Here is a 17,191-nt window from a genome sequence, read left to right on the forward strand (position 1 = left end):
ATGCCCCAGCACCAGCTGGTGCCGTCCGGATACCGGCCTCGGCGGCCGGTATCCGGCCGACCAGTGCCGGTCTCTTCCTTGTTCCGCGGGGCGTGGTGATCACGTATCGTGCTATCGCCCATGCACGCCTCGTTGAACGGAGACGCCATGCAGTTTGCCGGCGAACAGCGACAGGGGCCGCGGCAAGTGAAGGTCCTCGACCGTGAAGATATCGGCTTGGTTGTCGACGAAGGCAAAAGCTTCGGCTCCGGCGATGCTCATGTTTACTGTGTCGGCGTCCATTTCCCGGCCACCGGGGAAGTGAAGTTCTACGACAAGAGCAAGGTCACAACGGTCTGACGCCGCGACATCCAAGCGACGCAGCTGCCAGGCGAAAACAGTACGGTGTGCGCGCCAGCGAACTGGCTCGGCAGGCAGTCAGTTCGTCGGTGTCGACCACGGCGGATTCGGCCGTGCGGATCGCAGATCTCGCGCCGGCCGAGGAGCCTTGGCAGGCTACTGATGGCGCTCTCCGAGATGGCCTCTGGCGCGGGTTTGGTGGTCCGGCGACGGGCGGTGAGCGTGGTCGGTGATCATATTGCCGGTGCTCTGTTGATCTTGAGGCGTTGCTGCCGCATCTGGATGGGCGCAGCTGGGGCGTTGGCCGTGATCAGCTTATCGCGCCGTATCACTCAGCGGCTGCTACCCCGCGACCTTGTCGGCTGTTCGTCCCCAGCCACTCGAGCAGTGTGTGGTAGACGGCGTCGTCGTGCAGCAGGCTGAAGTGGTGCAGTCCGCCGAGCCAGGCGATGGCGGCGTCTTCGGTCAGGTCGTCGTCGGTGATCGGTGACACCAGGAGGTCGCCGACGATGCGGCCCCAGGTGCTTCCTTCGGTGCGGGACAGCGTCGCGGACACGAACAACCGGCGGATTCTTGTGTCTCCTTCTGGCCGCCACGGTGCTTCGGCGCCGGTCGCCCACTGCGTCCGGTGGACGTAGCCGTGGGCGAGGTCCTGGATGCCGTCGCTGCGGATGGCGAGCAGCCGGGCCAGGGGAGCGGTCAGGGATGACCTGCTCAGCAGCCCGGCGAGCTGGGCGACACGGCGTTCCAGCGGTGCTCCGGTGTGCGGGGTGCCGAGGCACACCAGCCGGCTCGCGAGAGGCAGCCAGCGCGCGTTCCGCTCTTGTGCCTGGTAGAGGGCACTGCGTGCCACCAGGCCGCCCATGGAGTGTCCGATGAGGACGATGTCGGTGACGGGCACCGGCCAGGAAGCGACGAGCCGGGTCAGCAGGGTGACGAGGTCGGCGCCGTTGTCGGAGACGTGCCGGCCGGAGTTGTAGCGCACGTACACGGAACTGGTGCCCAGGTCGTCGGCGAGGCGCGCTCCGAAGCTGGTGCCGCGGAACCAGCACCGTTCGGTCTCGACCAGTCCGTGCAGGAAGACGACCAGGCGGCCGGTCGCGTCGGGGAAGGCGGTGCTGAGGGATCGGTGGTCGAGGCCGACCGGTCGTCGGTCGGCCCGGATTGTCATTTCTGCGGTCGTTGCTCGTCCGGCCGTGGGGAGGTGCGTACCGAACATCCCGTGGGCGATCCCGGTGGCGTAGTGCGCGGGCGGCGATTCGAGGACAGAGGTGGCCAGATAGTCCCGGGCGGGCAGCCGGGAGGTCGCGAGGGCCGTGAGCCCGCTCGCCAGGTCGCTGAGCGCCGAAGTGGCCGTTTTGATCATGTGCTTTCTTTCGTGCCGTGTCGCCGCAGGACGGGCAAGCTTCGTGGGGCGGATACCCACCGCTGGGCGCGCTATGCGGATCGCCGTCGGCGTCCGAGGTGACGCTCGGCGCACAGCGGCCGGTGACGGCACCGACACCATCACGACCGTGCCGGCTCGCGGAGTCGTTCGCCGAGCACGGTTTGTCGCGGACGAGTTCCTTGGCGGCTTCGCGCAGAACTGCTTCCGGCTACCCAGTGCGTTGACCTGTCACGGCGCCGCCGCCAAGCCGCGGTCAGGGTGCCGACACTGTCTCGATGGTGAGGAATCCGGTCGAGGCGTCCGTCAGGCCGGCCATCTCCAATATTCGCAGCGGCGCGGACTTCGTGCTCGCTCGGACGATCAGCGCCGTGTCCCGCGTCTTCGCGAGCGCTGCGGCGTCCAGCAGCAAGGCAATACCGCAGCTGCTGAGGTAGCCCAGCTCGCTGAGGTCGACGACGAATTCCTTGGCGCCGGAGGCTTCGACGGCGCGCAAGACCGCAGATCCTGTGTCGTCGATGGTGTCCAGGTCAAGATCGCCGACCACGCTGATGACGACCGCGCCGGTTGCGGATTCGGTTACCGACACCGTCGCCGGCTGCATGGTGCCGAAAGGCACCTGTGCGCTCCGGCCGGGCTGGTCCGGATCTTCGGCCAAGCGGAACCTGATGGTCGTCCCGCGTTCGTCGTGGTCGATGGCGTGGTCCTCGGACATGGCCTTGATAATGGCGAGGCCACGCCCGCGGTGACCGTTGTCGGTCGGCTCAGGCCGCCATGTCCCGTCATCGCGGACGAGGACGTCGAGCTCGCCGGCGGCGCTCCGCGTGACCGAGTACGTGACGTTGCCGGGCCGCTGGGAGTAGGCGTGTTCGACCGAGTTGGCTACCGCTTCGCCGAGACCGAGTGTCAGGTCCTGGTGCAGTTCCGGGGACAGGCCGGTCAAGGCCGACCAGTCGGCGACGTCGGCGCGCAGCTGTCGCAGCACCGAAGTCTCCGCGGCGCGGCGCCGGTGCAGCGGCGGCGGGAGGAGACGCACGGCCAGCACGGCGACGTCGTCGGTCTGGCCGCCGTCGAGCAGCGTGTCGGTGATCGTGCTGACCAGCGGTTCCGGTGCTACGGCAGCAAGCCGCGCCGCTGCCTCGCACAGGTGCTGCAGGCCTTCGTCGATCACCTCGTCGCGCCGCTCGATCAGGCCGTCGGTGTAGAGGAGCACCGACGCTCCCGGGCTGAGGGTCGTCGACCACTCCCGGTAGCTCGACCGGTCCGGCCCGCCGAGCACGCGGCCGCCGCCGGAGAGCAGGCGCGCGGCGCCGTCGATGACCAAGGGCGGCGGGTGCCCGGCCACGGCCCACCGCAATTCGCCGGTCTCCCAGTCGAGGGTGAGGCACGCGCACGTGGTGCCGGCCGCCCCGTCCGTGCGGGCGGCGAACGCGTCGAGGCGCTCCAGGGTGGCGGCCGGGCCGTGCCCGTCGAGCAGGTTGCTCGCGAGTGCGCTGCGCAGCTGCCCCATCACTGCCGCGGCCCGCGGACCGGTGCCGACTACGTCGCCGACCGAGAGAGCGACCAAGGAACCGCCCAGGGCAACCAGTTCGTACCAGTCCCCGCCGGTCTGCGCGTAGGCGGCCGCAGGCCGGTAGCAGGCCGCCGCGGCCACCCGGGACAGCGCGGGCAGTTCGCGTGGCAGCAGGCTGCGCTGGAGCGTCTCGGCGATCTCGTGTTCGCGGTGGAGCAGCAGTTCCCGCTCGGCGGGTCACACGGGCTTTGGCCGTGCCGAGCTTCGTCACCGTGACGAACAGGGATTCCGGGCGCTTGAGTGGCCACTGCGGGATCGGCAATGAGGTGGTGTCAGCAGGTTCGTCCGGTTCGTCGAGCCGGAGTTGGTGGTACAGCAGAGTTCGGAGCGTGGCAGCGGCCCTGCCGCGCAGCGAGGTCCGGGATGCCCTGTGCGCCACCGTAGAACGTCACCGAACCCTGGTCGCCGACCAGCACATCGGCCGCGACGATGACCGCGCCAGTCATCCAGGTCGTCCAGAACGGTGACCCCGGCGTGCCGGCCACGTGTTCAGCCACTTCGGGCAGTCACGGGTGAGCCTGTGCAACTGCTCCCGATGGGACAGAGCGAGCACTGCGGGGACAACGCGTCCTTCGTGGAGCAGCCACTCCGCCGACAAGCCGAACACGGCGACGGCCACGTCGAAAACGTCACGCAGCGCGTCCGGCCAGGGGATTTGCCGGACACCGCGCGCGGCGAGGAAGGCCGACGTTCCGTCCGGGTAGGCGGACGACCCGGGATCGGTGAAGACGTCATCGATCCGGCGGTCTCGCGCGCCAGCAACGAGACGACATCGAACAGGCGAGTGGCGGCGGTGACGTTGTGCGCAACGGCCAGAACCCGTCGTGAGGGCTGGTAGGTGCGCCAGCGGTCGTGGCGAGCGGTCCGGCGCGTCATGACCGGGTCCGCGGCGACGCGGGTCCGCGTCCGAGACCCGGTGCCGGCAGGCGGGCGAGCCCCTCCGTCGCGAAGGGATCTCCGGGAGCGTGGTTCAGGACCGCTTGCCAGTGGGTCCGTGCCGTCTCGTGCTCGTCGAGCTGGTAGCTCGCCAGGGCCAGGGCGTTCCGCGCCTCGACGTCCATCGGGCACCAGTGGACGACGGCGGCGAACAGTTCCCTGGCCTCGGTCAGGTCACCCGCCCTCGCCGCGGCCAAGCCCGCGTTGAACAGCTGGGCCGGATAGGCGGACAGGCGGCCGAAGTGACGCAGCGGCGCGGCGCAGCGGACGCACGCGTCGGCGTCCGCTGCGTTCTCCGCGCCGCAGCCGGGCAACGGGCAGCGCAGCGTCACACCAGCTCCTCGGGGAGGAGGGCGGCGTACCCGTCGCCGGACTTGGGGGTCAGCACGTTCCTGATCTGCCGCAGCCGCTGGGAGTGCTGGCCCACCCGCGTGCGGACCATGACCGGATCGCGGTCGGCGTCGCGTTCGAGGGTCGCCAGGGCACGCTGGATCTCCGAGATCTCCCGCTGGAAGTCCTTTCGCCGCCTCGACTCCGCGAGCCGCATCACTTCGGTGGCGGACTGGGCGACTTCCCTGACGTAGGCGGCGGTGCGCTGGGATTCGGTCCGGGTGTCGTCGCCGCGCCCCGACCGGTGGTAGAGGCCGGCGAGGTAGTGGCGGACGGCGTCGAGCTGTGCGATCGCCTCGGCATAGGCGCGCTGGTCGCGGTTGCGGTAGGCACGTTCGCCGTGGTCGGCCTGGGCGCTGATCGACTTGGCGACGTCGTGCTGGTCGTGCTGGATGGCCAGGCCCTCGGTGACCTGGTGGACGATCACGTTGAGCTCCCGGCAGTTCGCGACGAGTTCGTCGAACTCCGTCTTGGGCGGCTCGAGCACGTCTTCGGTGGCGGGCAGGTCGTCGACGACGACCTCGAGCTCTTCGAAGTCGTGGACCGCCTGCACCCGATCGCCTCGGACCACCGCAGCCTCGAGGCGTTCGAGGAAGAAATCCCACTTCTCCTCGGCCACCGCGCGGTCACCGGCCTTGAGGAACTGGACGCCGTCGCGGAACCGGGCGGTCAGTTCGTCGATCTCCGCCTGTGCCGGGATGTCCCGCTCCGGCGGGTCGACCACCCTGGCGTCGAACTCCACCGAGCCGATGCTGCCCTGCACGGTGATCATGGCCCGGCCGTCGACGCGGACGAAGAACGTGATCTCCGTCCCCCGGACGGTCGTAGAGGGCACCGGCACTTCGATCACCTGGATCCGGCGCCGGCGCTGGTACAGCGGGAACAGGACCTTCTCCGTGTCGCCGGGGTGCTGGAAGCTGAACCGCGCGCTGGTCGGTAGCGGCGTCAGCGCCGGGAGCAGTTCCTTGCGCACGGGCTTGCCTGCCCGGCTGACCTCCAGCAGGAACGGTTTGGGGAGCTTGCCGGGCGCGTCGCCGCCGTCGGGACCGAGATCGTCGCTGTGCGAGACCGGGCGCGCGGTCGATATCACCGGCGTCCCGGCGCCGTCGAACACCTCGAACGACAGCAGGCTTTCCGCCCCGGACTGGATCGGGACCCGGGTGAAGGCGAACGTCCCGCCGGAACCGAGGTCGGCCTCGTCGTCGTAGGTTCCCGTGTTCAGCCGGATGTGCCCGCCGGTGAGGTCGATGCCGTCGGTCAACGCCTCGACCTTGCCCGCGACGCGGGTGCGGGTCGTGCCGGTGGCCCCGGTGCCCCGGAAGGAGATGCGCACGGTACGGCCGCGGTCCTGGCTGACCAGGCCGCCGGTGGCCGACGCGCGGACCGCCGCGCCCAGCGCCACGATGGTGTCTACCTTGTCGTAGATCGGCGCGGCGCAGCGCGCTCCGGTCGGGCCGCACAGCTCCTGGGTGACGAGCTCGCGCACCAGCGGGATGTGGGTGGACCCGCCCGCCAGGATCACCTGGTCCACTTCGGACAGCGTGATGCCCGCCTCCTTGGTGGCCACCGCGATCGCCTCGTGACAGTAGCCGAGCGTTTGGGTCAGCAGCGGGCGGGCGACGGCCTCGAACTCCTCCCGCTCGACGAACCTGTCGATGATCACCGGGGTGCCGTCCTTGTCCCGTACGGTTCCCGCGTCGCGGAACATGAAACCGTCCTGAGTGGACAGAGCTTGCTTCACCCCTTCGGCCAGCAGCCGCAGCTGCGCGAACCGGATCCGGTCGTCGGCGTCGCCCGCGACGTCGAGGTCGAACGCGTACCCGTCCTCGATGAGGTACTCCTGGATCCGCCCGGCCATCTCGATGTCGATGTTGTCGCCGCCCAGCATGGTGTTGCCGCTGATCCCGAGCACTTCGAACGCCCCCGCGGTGCACTTCACCACGCTCACGTCGAAGGTGCCGCCGCCGAGGTCGTAGACGAGGAACGTGCCGTCCGTGGTCTTGGTCGACCAGCAGTGGTAGCACGCGGCGGCGGTCGGTTCGTGCAGCAGGTCGAGCACCTCCAGACCGGCGAGCTCACCCGCCTGCCTGGTGGCCTCGATGGCGGGGTAGTCGAAATAGGCGGGCACGGTGACGATCGCCCGGTCGACGACCCAGGAGGCGCCGTCGGAGTCCCAGGCGGCGACGTCCGTTTCGATCTGCCGCTTCATCTCGGCCAGGATCTTCGAGGAAACCTGTTCGGGAGACATGTCCTCGTCGGTCACGCGCACGGTGGTGCGCCTGCCCATCAGCCGTTTGACCGAGCGGATCGGCTCCGGAGCCGTACCGGCGCGGCGGGCCGCCATCCGCCCCACGACCAGGTCTCCCGACCTCGGATCCTTCCACAGGCAGCTCGGGGTGGTCGCCGTGTGCCGGGTCTCCTTGTGCAGCACGATGTCCGTGTCGGCGCGGTTCATCACCGCGACCGCGCTGTTGGTGGTGCCGAGGTCGATCCCGACCGCCTTGCTGAGAATGTGTTCCATCACGTCTTTCCCTCGTCGGCGCCTTCGCGCGGGTCCGGCGCTCCCATGATGACCAGGCCGGGGTGGACGACCTCGGCTCCGTACCGCACGATCGGCTCGATGGTCTCGGCGACCACCTCGCCGGCGTATTCGGGACCGTGCCGCCAGCCCGTGACCCGGACCAGGTCGCCGACTTCGTCGAACGGCCGCCCGGTCGGGTCCAGGACCGTGAGGCCGCCGCGGTCGAGCGCGGCCAGCATCTGGTCGCGCAGCACCCGGAACGTGCGCTGGGCCACCGCCAGCCCGGCGTCGGCCAGTGCCTGGTCGTGCCTGCGCAGGGCGGCGGACAGGGTGAAGACCAGCACGGCCTGTTCTGCCGCCGAGGCGTGGGCCCCGGCGAGAGTTTCGGCCGCCGCGGCGCGCTCGGCGTCGAGGTCGCGGCGGCAGCGCTGCAGTGCCGCCGCGAGTTCCGAGGCGGGCGAGAGCAGCTCGACGGGCGCGGCGACCGGCCGTTCGCCGAAGGCCGGCCAACCGAGTTCGACCGGCACCGGTGTCTCAGCCGAAGAGGACATGGCGCACCTCGATCGGCGGGGCGTCCCAGACGGGACGCACGGGTGGGTCGGTCAGCGCGGCGGCGACGTCGGGTTCCGGCAGGGCGAGCACCTCGTCGAGCACCAGCCCGAGGATGGCCCGCAGGTCGAAGTCCGCGCGGCGCAGGGGGACGGCGCCCTCGGTCATCGCGGAGAAGTCGACCGGGTTGCGCCGGTTTTCGTGCTCGAACGGCTCCCAGTCGCGCTCGAGGTAGCCGCTGCCGGGAACTTCGAGCAGCTCGTGCCGGAGCCGGACCTCCGGGTGGGTGATCAGCGCCCGCCGCGCTTCGGCGATCGCGTGGCGTTCGGCGTCGGTGTCGGCCAGCTCGGCGGCCTCGGCGGCCCGGTCGACGATCTCCTTGCCGGTCGCGTCCGCGGGCAGTTGCAGGACGTGGAAGGGGTTGCGGTTCACCGTGCGCGCCTCAGTTCTTCGAGGTTCCTGCGGATGGTCTTGTTCCTCGGATCCAGGGCCAATCCCTCCTCCAGCAGTTCGCAGGCCGTGGTCAGCAGCTGGACGTGCTCCCGCCACCGGGCCGAGCACGGCCGGCAGACCCGGCCGTGGTGCTCGTCCCAGAACTCCTTGAGGGTGGCCCGGTACTCGCCCAGCGCGGTGACCTGCGACACGACCGAGGTGATCAACGCGACGCGTGCCGGGTTCGCCGTTCCGCCGCACACCGCGCAGTCCCGGCCGGCCGGCCGGGATCGCGTGCTGCGGTCGAGGATGCCGCGGAACCCGAACAGATCGCGGGAAATTCCGTACGCGCTTCCTTCGATCCCCAGCCGGGCCCGCTTCATGACGTCGGCGAAGGCCTTCTCGAACGGCTGCTGCCTCTCTCGCGACTCGTTCGCCAGGTGGATCGCCTCGGCGTTGAACGTCGCCGCCAGCTGTTCCGACCGGGCCTTGCGTTCGGCACCGCGTGCGTGTGCCATCCGCTCGCGCGTGATGTTCCGGGCCTTGGTCCAGTCCTTCGCGCGCATCGCCGCGCGCAGATCCACGGTGGCCAGGCCGGTCTCGGCCAGCGCGCGGATGCCAGGTTCGGGATCCTCCCGCAGGACCAGGTTCAGATCCTTGCGCGCGGCGTCGAGTTCGCCCTGCTCCGTGCGCCGCGTCGCCCGCCGGAAGTACGCCGCGGCCCGCAGCTGCCGCCGGACCTGTTCGGTGGCGGCGCTTCCCGGCTCGATCCCGCCCAGAACGGCCAACGCTTCGTCGTCGCGGCCCGCCTCGAGGGCCTTCGCCGCTTTCTGGAGCTGCTGCGCGGCCAGCTCGTCGGCGGCGTCGGCGAGCAGGGTCTCCGCGTTGCTGTTGCCCGGGTCCCAGGCCAGCGCCTCCCGGTACCGGGTCCGGGCCTCGACCGGGTCGCGCAGGGCGAAGCCGCGCAGCATCAGGTGCCGCGAGAGTGCCTGGTTCGCGGGGTCCGTGGCCTTTCCCCGGTCGCACAGCGGTTCCAGGGCCCGCGCGACCGGGGCCGCCGCCTCGGTCAGGTCGGCGAGCTCGGCCGGCTCGTTGCGGTGGTAGACCGCCATGGCCCACTCGTTGTACCAGCCGAGCACGGTCTGCAGGACCGTCCGCACGGGCACGTCCAGGCGCAGGAAGGGCTGCACCGCGGCGATGCCGCCCTCGTAGTCGGCGCTGATGCCCTCCGGCAGCCGGGCGATCGCGTCCGGATCGGCGACCGCCTCGCGAGCCGGGGTGAGAACGTCACCGGCCCACCCGTCGAGCGCCTCACGGGCCATCGCCGCGACCTCGGCGAACCGCTGCGGGTCGACGCCGCCCGGAAACGGCAGGCCGAACTCGGTGAGCGTGCCCCGCACCGCCGTCGCGTCGGCGCAGGCAGCCAGGAAACCCAGGTGCCGGCGCGCCGCGTCCTCGTCGCCGTCGGCCAGTGCCCGGCGGCCTCGGACGGCGTGCGCCGACAGCAGTTCCCGCACCACCTCGGCGCGCAGGCGACGTTCGTCGCCGCGCACGTCGTCGCGGCAACGCGCCCAAAACCGTTCGGAACTCAGCAGCCCGGCCCACAGGGCGGTGGCCACCACCAGCGTGTCGGCCTGGCCGGTGGCGGCCAGGGCACGCTCACGGTAGAGCACGGCCAAGGCGTGCTGAACCAGCAGAGCCGCCCCCAGGTGCGGCACGAACCGCCGCCACGCCGTCAGCACGGCGTCGCGGTCCTTGTCGAGCAACGCGTAGAAGAGGGCGTCGTAGCCTTCGACGGCGCGTTCGAGCACCCGGTACCGCCCCGCGTGCTCGCGATCGCTCTGGTCCGGGAACAAGTGGCCGAGCAGGCGATCCACGCAGCAGGCCGCAACGAGCCGCCGGGCCAAGCCGATGAGGCCGGACTCCACACCGTCCTCGAGGCACTCGTGGAGCCGGGAGAGGCACAGCAGCGCGCGCTCCTCGTCACCCCGGGCCGAGGCCGCGGCGAGCGCGCGTTCCTTCGCGGTCCAGGTGCCGTCGAGCTGCTTCCTCCGGTTCTTGGACATCAAGAGTTTCATCGTCCGGAAACGACGGCGCAGCTCGTCCAGCTCGGCGGAGGTGGGCAGCAGAGCCGGTGCGGTGGCCGCGTCCGCCACCCGGGCGGCCAGCAGCAGCAGACCGGCGGCGCGCAGATCGTCGCCGGCGCGGCGGGCGATGACCGCGCGGTGACGCAGGACGGCGGCGTACTCCGGGCGCGCCCGGCCGGCCAGGCCCGCGTCGCCGATCGCCGCGCGCCAGAACGGCTCCGCCGCCTCGTGCTCGCCGATCGCGGTCAGGTGACGCGCGGCCGTCAGCGGGTCGCCGACGGCCTCGCGGGTCGCCCGGTGCACCAGCCGGGTCAGGTACTCAGGAGCCCGCCGGGTGCGGACCGCGGCGTGCAGGTGCGGCAGGGCGGCGTTCAGGTCGACGAGGCCGGCCAGGTCGTGCTCGCGCAGCACCGGCACCAGGCTCTGCAGCGCCCGGACCGGGGCCTCGTCCACCTGCACCGCGGCCATGAGGAGACGGGTGGCCAGCCCGGCCGGTGCGTCCGGGGCGGGCGGCGGATCCGGCAGCGGGGCGGGCGCGCCGGTCAGCACCGCGGCCGCGAGGTGGCAGAACCGGGCTTCGGCGGACTCGTCGGCCGGGACCGCCCGCAGCGCTCGCGCCGCGCCGGCTTCGTCCCCGTTTCCCAGGACACGTTCGGCGATGGCCAGTGCGGCCGGCGCCCCGGCGCCGACCAGCTCGTGGGTGGCCCCGTACCGGCGGGCGCGACCGGCCGCGGCGACCTCGCGCATCCGCAGGGCGTCGGCACAGCCGGTCGCGGTGGCGAGCTCGTCGGCCAGGTCGCCCAGGGCCGTGACGCGGATCGGGTCGTCGGTTTCGAGGCGGGCGCGGGCGAGCCCCACCGCGACGGCCCGCACCGCGGCCGCGGGCGGGTCGGTCGAACGCACCAGCGCACGCACGCAGTGCGCGGCCGCATCGATCCCGGCCGTCGCCGGTTCGCGGGCCAGCGTGACCAGGGCCACGGTCCAGGAGACCCACGTGGGTTCGGCCTTCCACGGCGGCTGTTCCGGTACGGGCGGGCCGTCGCCGTCCGGGGCGGCCGCCCACTGCAGCAGCCGCGCGTCCCGTGGCGCGACATCGCCGAGTGCCGCGGCGGCGCGGAACTCCGCGGCCGCGGCCGCGAAGTCCCCGGTCGCCAGCAGGAACTGCCCGCGGGCGTACCGGGCCCTCGGTTCGCCCAGCTCCAGCAGCGCCGCCAGCCGGGCGCCCGCGGTGTCCTGGTCGGCCCACGCCCGCATCAGCTCGACCGCCGGATCCGTGCGCCGGGACAACCGCCCCAGCCTCGCCGGATCCCGGGTGAGCACCGACAGCACCAAGGCCGCTCGCGCGTACCCCAGCCCGTCGGCCGCGTACTCGAGCAGCCCGGGTTCCGGTCCGGCGAGCCCGGCCCACACGAGCTGGTCGGCCAGTGGCAGCCGGGTGAACCACGGGTCGGCCAGCCACCTGGCGGTGTCACTCCCGTTCTGCGCGGCGATGCTCGCGCCGATGCCGCCTCGCACGTGCTCCAGGTGCGCGGCCGGGCCGCCGTCCACCTCGTCCGGCGTGGACGGTGCGGTCCCGGTGGCGGCCAGGGCCGCGCGCGCCGCGACGACCGCGGCGGCGGACTCCGGAAGCCCGTCGGCGGCGGCCTCCGCGGCGGTCGTGTCCACGGCACCAGGGTCCGCTTCGATCAGCAGGCAGCCGATGGTCCACCGGTCCGGATGCCCCGCCGCGGCGGTGAAGCACTCGGCGACGCCTTCGCGGTCACCGAGCAGGAGCAGCGTCCAGGCGGCGTGGTACCTCCAGCCGGGGCGGTCGCCGTGCCGGTCGGCGAGCGGAACCAAGGTCTGCGCCGCTCCTTCCGCGTCACCCTCCAGCAGCAGTGCCCGGCCGACGGCGTAGTCCAGCCACTCGGCGGCCTCCACCCCGACCCGCAGCCGCGCGAGCCGGCCCGAAGCCGCCGGGCACAGGCCTTCGACGCCGACGTCGTCGAACCAGCGCAGGACCGCACTCAGCTCGGCCAGCTCTTCGACCACCCGAGAGACGTCCTGCCCCGCCGCGAGGGCCGCGATGCGGTCGTGCGCGCCGGAACGCAGCCAAGCCGACGCCAGACCCACCAGCACGTGGTGCCCGCCGCGGTCCTGCTGCCACGCGACCTCCAGGTGGCGGGCGGCCTCGGCCGGGGCGTCCTCGACGAGCAGAGCCGCGTAACCCAGTGCGAGGTCGATCCCGGGCACCACGACGTCGGCGGCGCGCAGAACGGCCGCCAGCTCACCGGTCGCGGCGACCCGGTCCGGGGCGGCGTCGAACCCGACGACCAGCGCCGCGGCCAGGATCGCGGTGATCGCGGGCTCGTCCGCCGGTGCCGCACCACCCGTCAGGTGGTCGACGTAGACCTCGCGGAAGGACGGGCCGTCGGCGCCGCGCCGGGCCAGCTCGCGCGCCAGCTCGCACTTCGCCGTCGGGGGCAGGGCCGCCCACCAGTAGAGCGCCGCCATCCTGGCGCAGGCGACGGTGTGCTCGCCGCGTGCGTCCCGCGCCGCGATCAGCGGCCACCAGGCCTCGGCGAGGCCGAGCCGGCCCCCTGACCCGTCCGCGACGATCGCGCCCCTGGCCTCCAGATCGCTCAGGTCGTCGGACGGCAGCGTCCCACCGCCGATCGCGAGCACTTCGGCGACGTACGGCGGCCACAAAGCCGCAAGCGCCCTGGGGTGCTCGGTGAATCCGGTCTGCAGAGCCAGCAGCGAACGGAGCCGGTGCGCCGGCTCCGGTTCGGCCAGCGCCGCGGCCCACCGGTTCCGCAGCCTGCCGCGGCGGGTGAACCGGTTCGCCCACGACGTCATCGCCCGCCACCTCGCTCACGGCCGCGCAACGTCTCGTAGCGGCGCGCCTGGAACTCGTTGCCGGATCGGCGGTACGCGTCGGCGAGCCGGGACAGCAGCCGGATCCGATCGCGTGTGTCGTGCAGCAGGGCTGACTGCTCGGTCAGTTCCCACGCCTCGCGCAGCCTGCGCGCGGCGTCGGCGTGCAGGTCCAGCTTGCCCAGCACTTCGCCCAGTCTGCGCAGCAGCTCGAACCGGGCGTCGCGAGTGGCGGCCGCCGCGAGCTCGCCTTCGAGCTTGTCCCGCACCTTGTGCAGGCGACGGGTCGACTTGCTGTCGGCCGGGCGTGCCAGCTCCACGTCGACCTCGTCGGGCACCGGGTCCTCGCGGCTGAGCGCTTCGAGCAGGTCGGCGGCGTCGCGGAACCGGCCGCCGGGCTCGAACTCCAGGCACCGCAGCACGATCCGGTCGAGTTTCGGCGTGACGGTGTTGCTCAGCACCGACGGGCGCACGGCCGGGTGCCGCCGCTTCGCCTCCGCGACCCACTGCGTGTGCAGGTGGTCGGGCACGTCGACCGGTGGCACGAGATCACGGAACGGGTGCTGCCCGGTCAGCCCCTCGTACATGAGCAGGCCGAGGGAGTACACGTCGGAAGCCGGGTTGCTGAAGCCTTCGGACGTCTCCGGGGCCATGTAGGTCGCCGTCCCCGCCACGCCCTGCGCGTAGCCGAGTTCCTGGACACGGGCGGCGAGGCCGAAGTCGACCAGCCGGACCCTGTTGTCCAGGCCGAGCAGGACGTTGTCCGGCTTCAGGTCGCGGTGCACCACCGGCGGGTCGAGCCGGTGCAGCGCGCCGAGCGCGGTGGCGACCTGCTTCGTCCACGCGGTCAGCTGTTCGGCGTCGATCTTGCGCTGCCGCGCGAACCGGTCGGCCAGCGTGCCGCCTTCGACGTATTCCATGGCGAGGAACGCCCGGCCGCCGGCCCCGATCAGGCCGGCGTCGTACACCTGCACCAGGTGCAGCCTGGCCGCGGCGTCGGTGATCCGGTCCATGGCGTCGGCGAGCAGGAACGCGTCGTCCAGCAGGTTCAGTGCCGCGGCGGCGGTCAGCCCGGTGCGGTGGGAAAGCTTGAGGGCGACCCGGCGCAGCGGCTTGCCCAAGGCGCATTGGCTGCTCCGGAACACCGCGCCGAACGCGCCCTCGCCGAGGTAGGTCTCCAGGACGTAGTCCCCGACGCGCTTTCCCTCGAGGTCACGGGCGCGGACTCCCTCGACCGGTGCGGTCACGGGCTCACCGCCGCCGTGAACGCGACGTCCACCGTCGGTGCCGAGGACGGGCCGTGGTGGCGGCAGAGCACTTCGACCCGGCCACACGCCAGGTAGTCCTTCGGCCGCCGGGTCGCCGCCCGGACGATCGGGTCCTCGACCAGTTCGGCGATCAGCTTCTTGACGATCCGGCCGCCTTCCCGGCCGCCGGAGCGGCGGTTCTCCGTGTCGGCGACGTCCGCGATGTGCGCCACGAGCGAGCCGGGAACGACGAGCTGCTTCTCGCGGCTCTCCAGCCAGAACCGCTGCCGCTGCTCGATGAGCTTCCGAGCTATGCCGGCCATCGCCGTCCGGTCGAGCGGGTCGAAGACGATGATCCGCTGGATGCGGGCCAGGAACTCCGGGGGGAACACCGCCTCGTGGGTGCCGGGGTGGCGAACCTTCGGCAGGTGCTCCCGCACGGCACGGGCGATCTCGGCCGGCTCCGCGCCTTCCGCCGACAGCCGGGAGATCTCCTCGGCCCCGGCGTTCGAGGTCAGGATGAAGATCGCCCGGTCCGCGTGGGCGCGGACGGCGCGCTGGTCCTCGATCCAGCCCTCGTCGAACAGGTTCAGGAACGGTTTCCAGACGTCGGGGTGCGCTTTTTCCGCTTCGTCGAGGAGGAAAACGCAGTACGGGTCGGCGTTGAGTTCGTTGATCAGCCTGCCGCCGCGTTCGTGCCCCACATAGCCCGCCGCGACCCCGATGATCCCGGTCACCGACTGGGCCTCGAGGAAGTTGCCCATCGCATAGATCTGCAGCCGCTTCGACGCCGAATAGAACCGCGCCAGCGCCTTCGCCAGCTCCGATTTGCCGACGCCGGTCTGGCCCGCGAAGAACAGCACCGACCCGGAGCGCAGCCCGAACTTGATCAGGCGCAGTTCCTCGGCGACCGCCGCGACCGCGCGCGGCTGTCCGATGACGTCCGCGCCGAGCGCCTGCTCGTAGTCTTCGCCCGCCTCGGTGTCCACGCCGGCCAGCTGGCCTTCGGGCACACCGGACACCCGCGACACCACCCGGATCACGTCGGCCACGTCGACGGTGCGCCGTTCACCGCCCTGGACCTCCTGTTCGAAGTCCAGGTCTTCACACGCACGCCGCAGCACCGTGACGGCTTTGCGGGGCAGCCGGTCGTTCAGGATGTAGTCGGCGCACAGTCCCACCGCACGCTCCACGCCCTTCTCCGTGATCTCCAGGCCGAACTCCGCGCCCAGGATCCGGGCGGCGGCGCCGACCATGTCCAGTGCGGTCTCCCGGTCCGGCTCCCGCACCTCCACCCTGCTCACCTGCGACCGCATCGACTGATCACCCGCGAGCAGGTCCTCGTAGTCGGTGGCGTCCATGATCCCGACGACCTGGACCCGGCCTTCCTTGAGCGCGGCCCGGAGTACCACCCGGTGGTCGGTCCCGGACTCCCCGCGCAGCAGCGGTCCCAGCCCGTCGAGGCAGAGCACCAGATCGGTGCGTCCGGAGACGTGGGCGATGACCGCGGCCAGCTTGCGCCGGCTGTCGGCGGGCGCCACGTCCCGGCCGTCGACCCACAGGAAGCGCTTGTGGCGCAGGAACGCGATCTCCCCGGTGGCGGCCCGCCTGGCCAGTTCCCGCACCAAGGCGGTCCGGCCGACCCCGCTGTGGCCGGTTACCAGCACGTGGTTTGCGGTCTTGCGGAACAGCGCCCGCACCATCAGCCCCAGCGGCTCGTCGAAATGCGCGGCGGGCGGGATCGTCTCCGTGCGGGCGGTGTGCGTGAGGTCCTCGGCGGGCAGCAGATCACCGGGGAGCCGGAACGCCACCTCCGGCGGCGCGCTGCCCCGGGTGTCCCGCAGGATCTGGTCCAGCTGACGGCGTGCCGTGGCCAGATCCAGCCGGAGCGGTTCGCGTTCGAGGATCGAAGCCAGCCGAACGGGCGGGTCCTCCAGCAGCGCGCCCAGCAGGTGCTGCGGCCCGACCCGGTCGACGTCCCACAGCCGGGCCAGCCGGTGCGCGGCGAGCAGGAGCGTGACCATCGCGTCACCGAGATCGGCGCGGCGCAGCTGCAGGGAATCCCGGGCGTGCTCGGAGATCCGGAAGCCGCTGACCAGCGCCTCCGCCACCCGCGCCGGACCGACGTCCGCGGGCACCTGCAGGCGGACCAGCCGCTCGGTCAGCCCCTCGGTCTCGCCGAGCAGGGCGATGAGGCAGTGTGGCGTCAGCACCCGGTCGTAGCCCAGCTCCGCCGCGTGCACGCACGCGTGCTGCAGGACCGCCCACGCCGGCTCGGTGAACACCTCCGAGCGCAGCCGTCCGGACGTTCCTTCGAACAGGTCGATCCCGGACGCGGTGCCGCGCTCGCCCCGTTCGCGCAGGACCCGGAGCGCGACATCGGTGTCCAGGATCTTGATCCGGATTTCCAGGTTTTCGAGCATCCGGGCCAGCAGCAGTTCCAGATTGTGAGCAGCCGGCCGATCGGTGCGGGCGGCGTCGAAGGCGTCCAGCGCCCGCAGCGCCGCGGCCGAAAACCGCTCACGCCGCCCGTCGAACTCCTCCTCGGCCGAATCCGGCGGATTGTGCACGGCGATGATCTGCTGCACGTGAGCCGCTTCGGCGCCGGTCGCAAGCGCCATCGTGACCGCGGTGAGCGCCGGGCGATCACCGACGGACAGCGCCGCGGCGAGGAAATCGCTGGGCTGCACCGGCGACGTCGCCCTGTCGACCGCGGCCAGCACGACCTTCTCGGTCCGCTCGTCGAGCGCGGCCGCGTTCAGCACCCCATCCTCGAAAAGCATTCGAGCCCCCTCGACTGTCCCGGCGGTCGGCCGCGTCGGCGATTCTGCCCCAAACCGGCGGCCTCCCGCCCGGTGATGGGCGGAAATGGGTCAT

Annotated in this window: 10 protein-coding genes; 1 reads left to right on the plus strand and 9 read right to left on the minus strand. The window is 72.0% G+C overall.

Annotated features, from left to right (window positions below):
- Window positions 1-147 precede the first annotated feature (147 nt).
- A complete protein-coding gene (locus ACLJPY_RS46875; protein ID WP_410597478.1) occupies window positions 148-339 on the plus strand; it encodes a hypothetical protein in 192 nt (63 codons plus the stop codon).
- 328 nt (window positions 340-667) lie between these two features.
- Here ACLJPY_RS46875 and ACLJPY_RS46880 read toward each other — a convergent pair whose 3' ends face one another.
- The 9 genes from ACLJPY_RS46880 to ACLJPY_RS46920 all read right to left on the minus strand — a co-directional run bounded on the left by ACLJPY_RS46880 (window position 668) and on the right by ACLJPY_RS46920 (window position 17,097).
- Entirely contained in the window at window positions 668-1,705 is a 1,038-nt protein-coding gene (locus ACLJPY_RS46880; RefSeq protein ID WP_410597479.1) for an esterase/lipase family protein, read from the minus strand.
- Between the two features lie 274 nt (window positions 1,706-1,979).
- Window positions 1,980-3,377, minus strand: coding sequence for a SpoIIE family protein phosphatase (locus ACLJPY_RS46885; RefSeq protein ID WP_410597480.1), 1,398 nt, complete (start codon window positions 3,375-3,377; stop codon window positions 1,980-1,982).
- Window positions 3,378-4,168: 791 nt separating this feature from the next.
- Window positions 4,169-4,564 (minus strand): tetratricopeptide repeat protein, encoded by a 396-nt coding sequence (locus tag ACLJPY_RS46890; protein WP_410597481.1) that lies wholly within the window; start codon window positions 4,562-4,564, stop codon window positions 4,169-4,171.
- The gene (locus ACLJPY_RS46895; RefSeq protein WP_410597482.1) at window positions 4,561-7,143 is read right to left on the minus strand and encodes an Hsp70 family protein; all 2,583 of its coding nucleotides are present in this window, start codon (window positions 7,141-7,143) and stop codon (window positions 4,561-4,563) included. Before ACLJPY_RS46895 ends, ACLJPY_RS46890 begins: the two co-directional genes overlap by 4 nt.
- Window positions 7,143-7,694, minus strand: coding sequence for a hypothetical protein (locus tag ACLJPY_RS46900; RefSeq protein ID WP_410597483.1), 552 nt, complete (start codon window positions 7,692-7,694; stop codon window positions 7,143-7,145). The genes ACLJPY_RS46895 and ACLJPY_RS46900 overlap by 1 nt, the downstream gene beginning before the upstream one ends.
- On the minus strand, window positions 7,678-8,124 hold the full coding sequence (locus tag ACLJPY_RS46905) for a hypothetical protein (RefSeq protein WP_410597484.1): 447 nt from the start codon (window positions 8,122-8,124) through the stop codon (window positions 7,678-7,680). Before ACLJPY_RS46905 ends, ACLJPY_RS46900 begins: the two co-directional genes overlap by 17 nt.
- Entirely contained in the window at window positions 8,121-13,049 is a 4,929-nt protein-coding gene (locus ACLJPY_RS46910) for a hypothetical protein (RefSeq protein ID WP_410597485.1), read from the minus strand. The genes ACLJPY_RS46905 and ACLJPY_RS46910 overlap by 4 nt, the downstream gene beginning before the upstream one ends.
- Window positions 13,046-14,314: a serine/threonine-protein kinase gene (locus ACLJPY_RS46915; protein ID WP_410597486.1), complete on the minus strand. Its 1,269-nt coding sequence runs from the start codon at window positions 14,312-14,314 to the stop codon at window positions 13,046-13,048. The genes ACLJPY_RS46910 and ACLJPY_RS46915 overlap by 4 nt, the downstream gene beginning before the upstream one ends.
- Complete coding sequence (locus tag ACLJPY_RS46920; RefSeq protein WP_410597487.1) at window positions 14,311-17,097, minus strand: AAA family ATPase; 2,787 nt, start codon at window positions 17,095-17,097, stop codon at window positions 14,311-14,313. Before ACLJPY_RS46920 ends, ACLJPY_RS46915 begins: the two co-directional genes overlap by 4 nt.
- Between the last annotated feature and the right edge of the window lie 94 nt (window positions 17,098-17,191).

Source organism: Amycolatopsis sp. lyj-23 (assembly GCF_046549135.1).
In the GTDB taxonomy this organism is placed as follows: domain Bacteria; phylum Actinomycetota; class Actinomycetes; order Mycobacteriales; family Pseudonocardiaceae; genus Amycolatopsis.

Coding starts and splice junctions, on each gene's coding strand:
- ACLJPY_RS46875 (WP_410597478.1), top strand. CDS start 148: ATGCAGTTTGCCGGCGAACAGCGACAGGGGCCGCGGCAAGTGAAGGTC.
- ACLJPY_RS46880 (WP_410597479.1), bottom strand. CDS start 1,705: ATGATCAAAACGGCCACTTCGGCGCTCAGCGACCTGGCGAGCGGGCTC.
- ACLJPY_RS46895 (WP_410597482.1), bottom strand. CDS start 7,143: ATGGAACACATTCTCAGCAAGGCGGTCGGGATCGACCTCGGCACCACC.
- ACLJPY_RS46900 (WP_410597483.1), bottom strand. CDS start 7,694: ATGTCCTCTTCGGCTGAGACACCGGTGCCGGTCGAACTCGGTTGGCCG.
- ACLJPY_RS46910 (WP_410597485.1), bottom strand. CDS start 13,049: ATGACGTCGTGGGCGAACCGGTTCACCCGCCGCGGCAGGCTGCGGAAC.
- ACLJPY_RS46920 (WP_410597487.1), bottom strand. CDS start 17,097: ATGCTTTTCGAGGATGGGGTGCTGAACGCGGCCGCGCTCGACGAGCGG.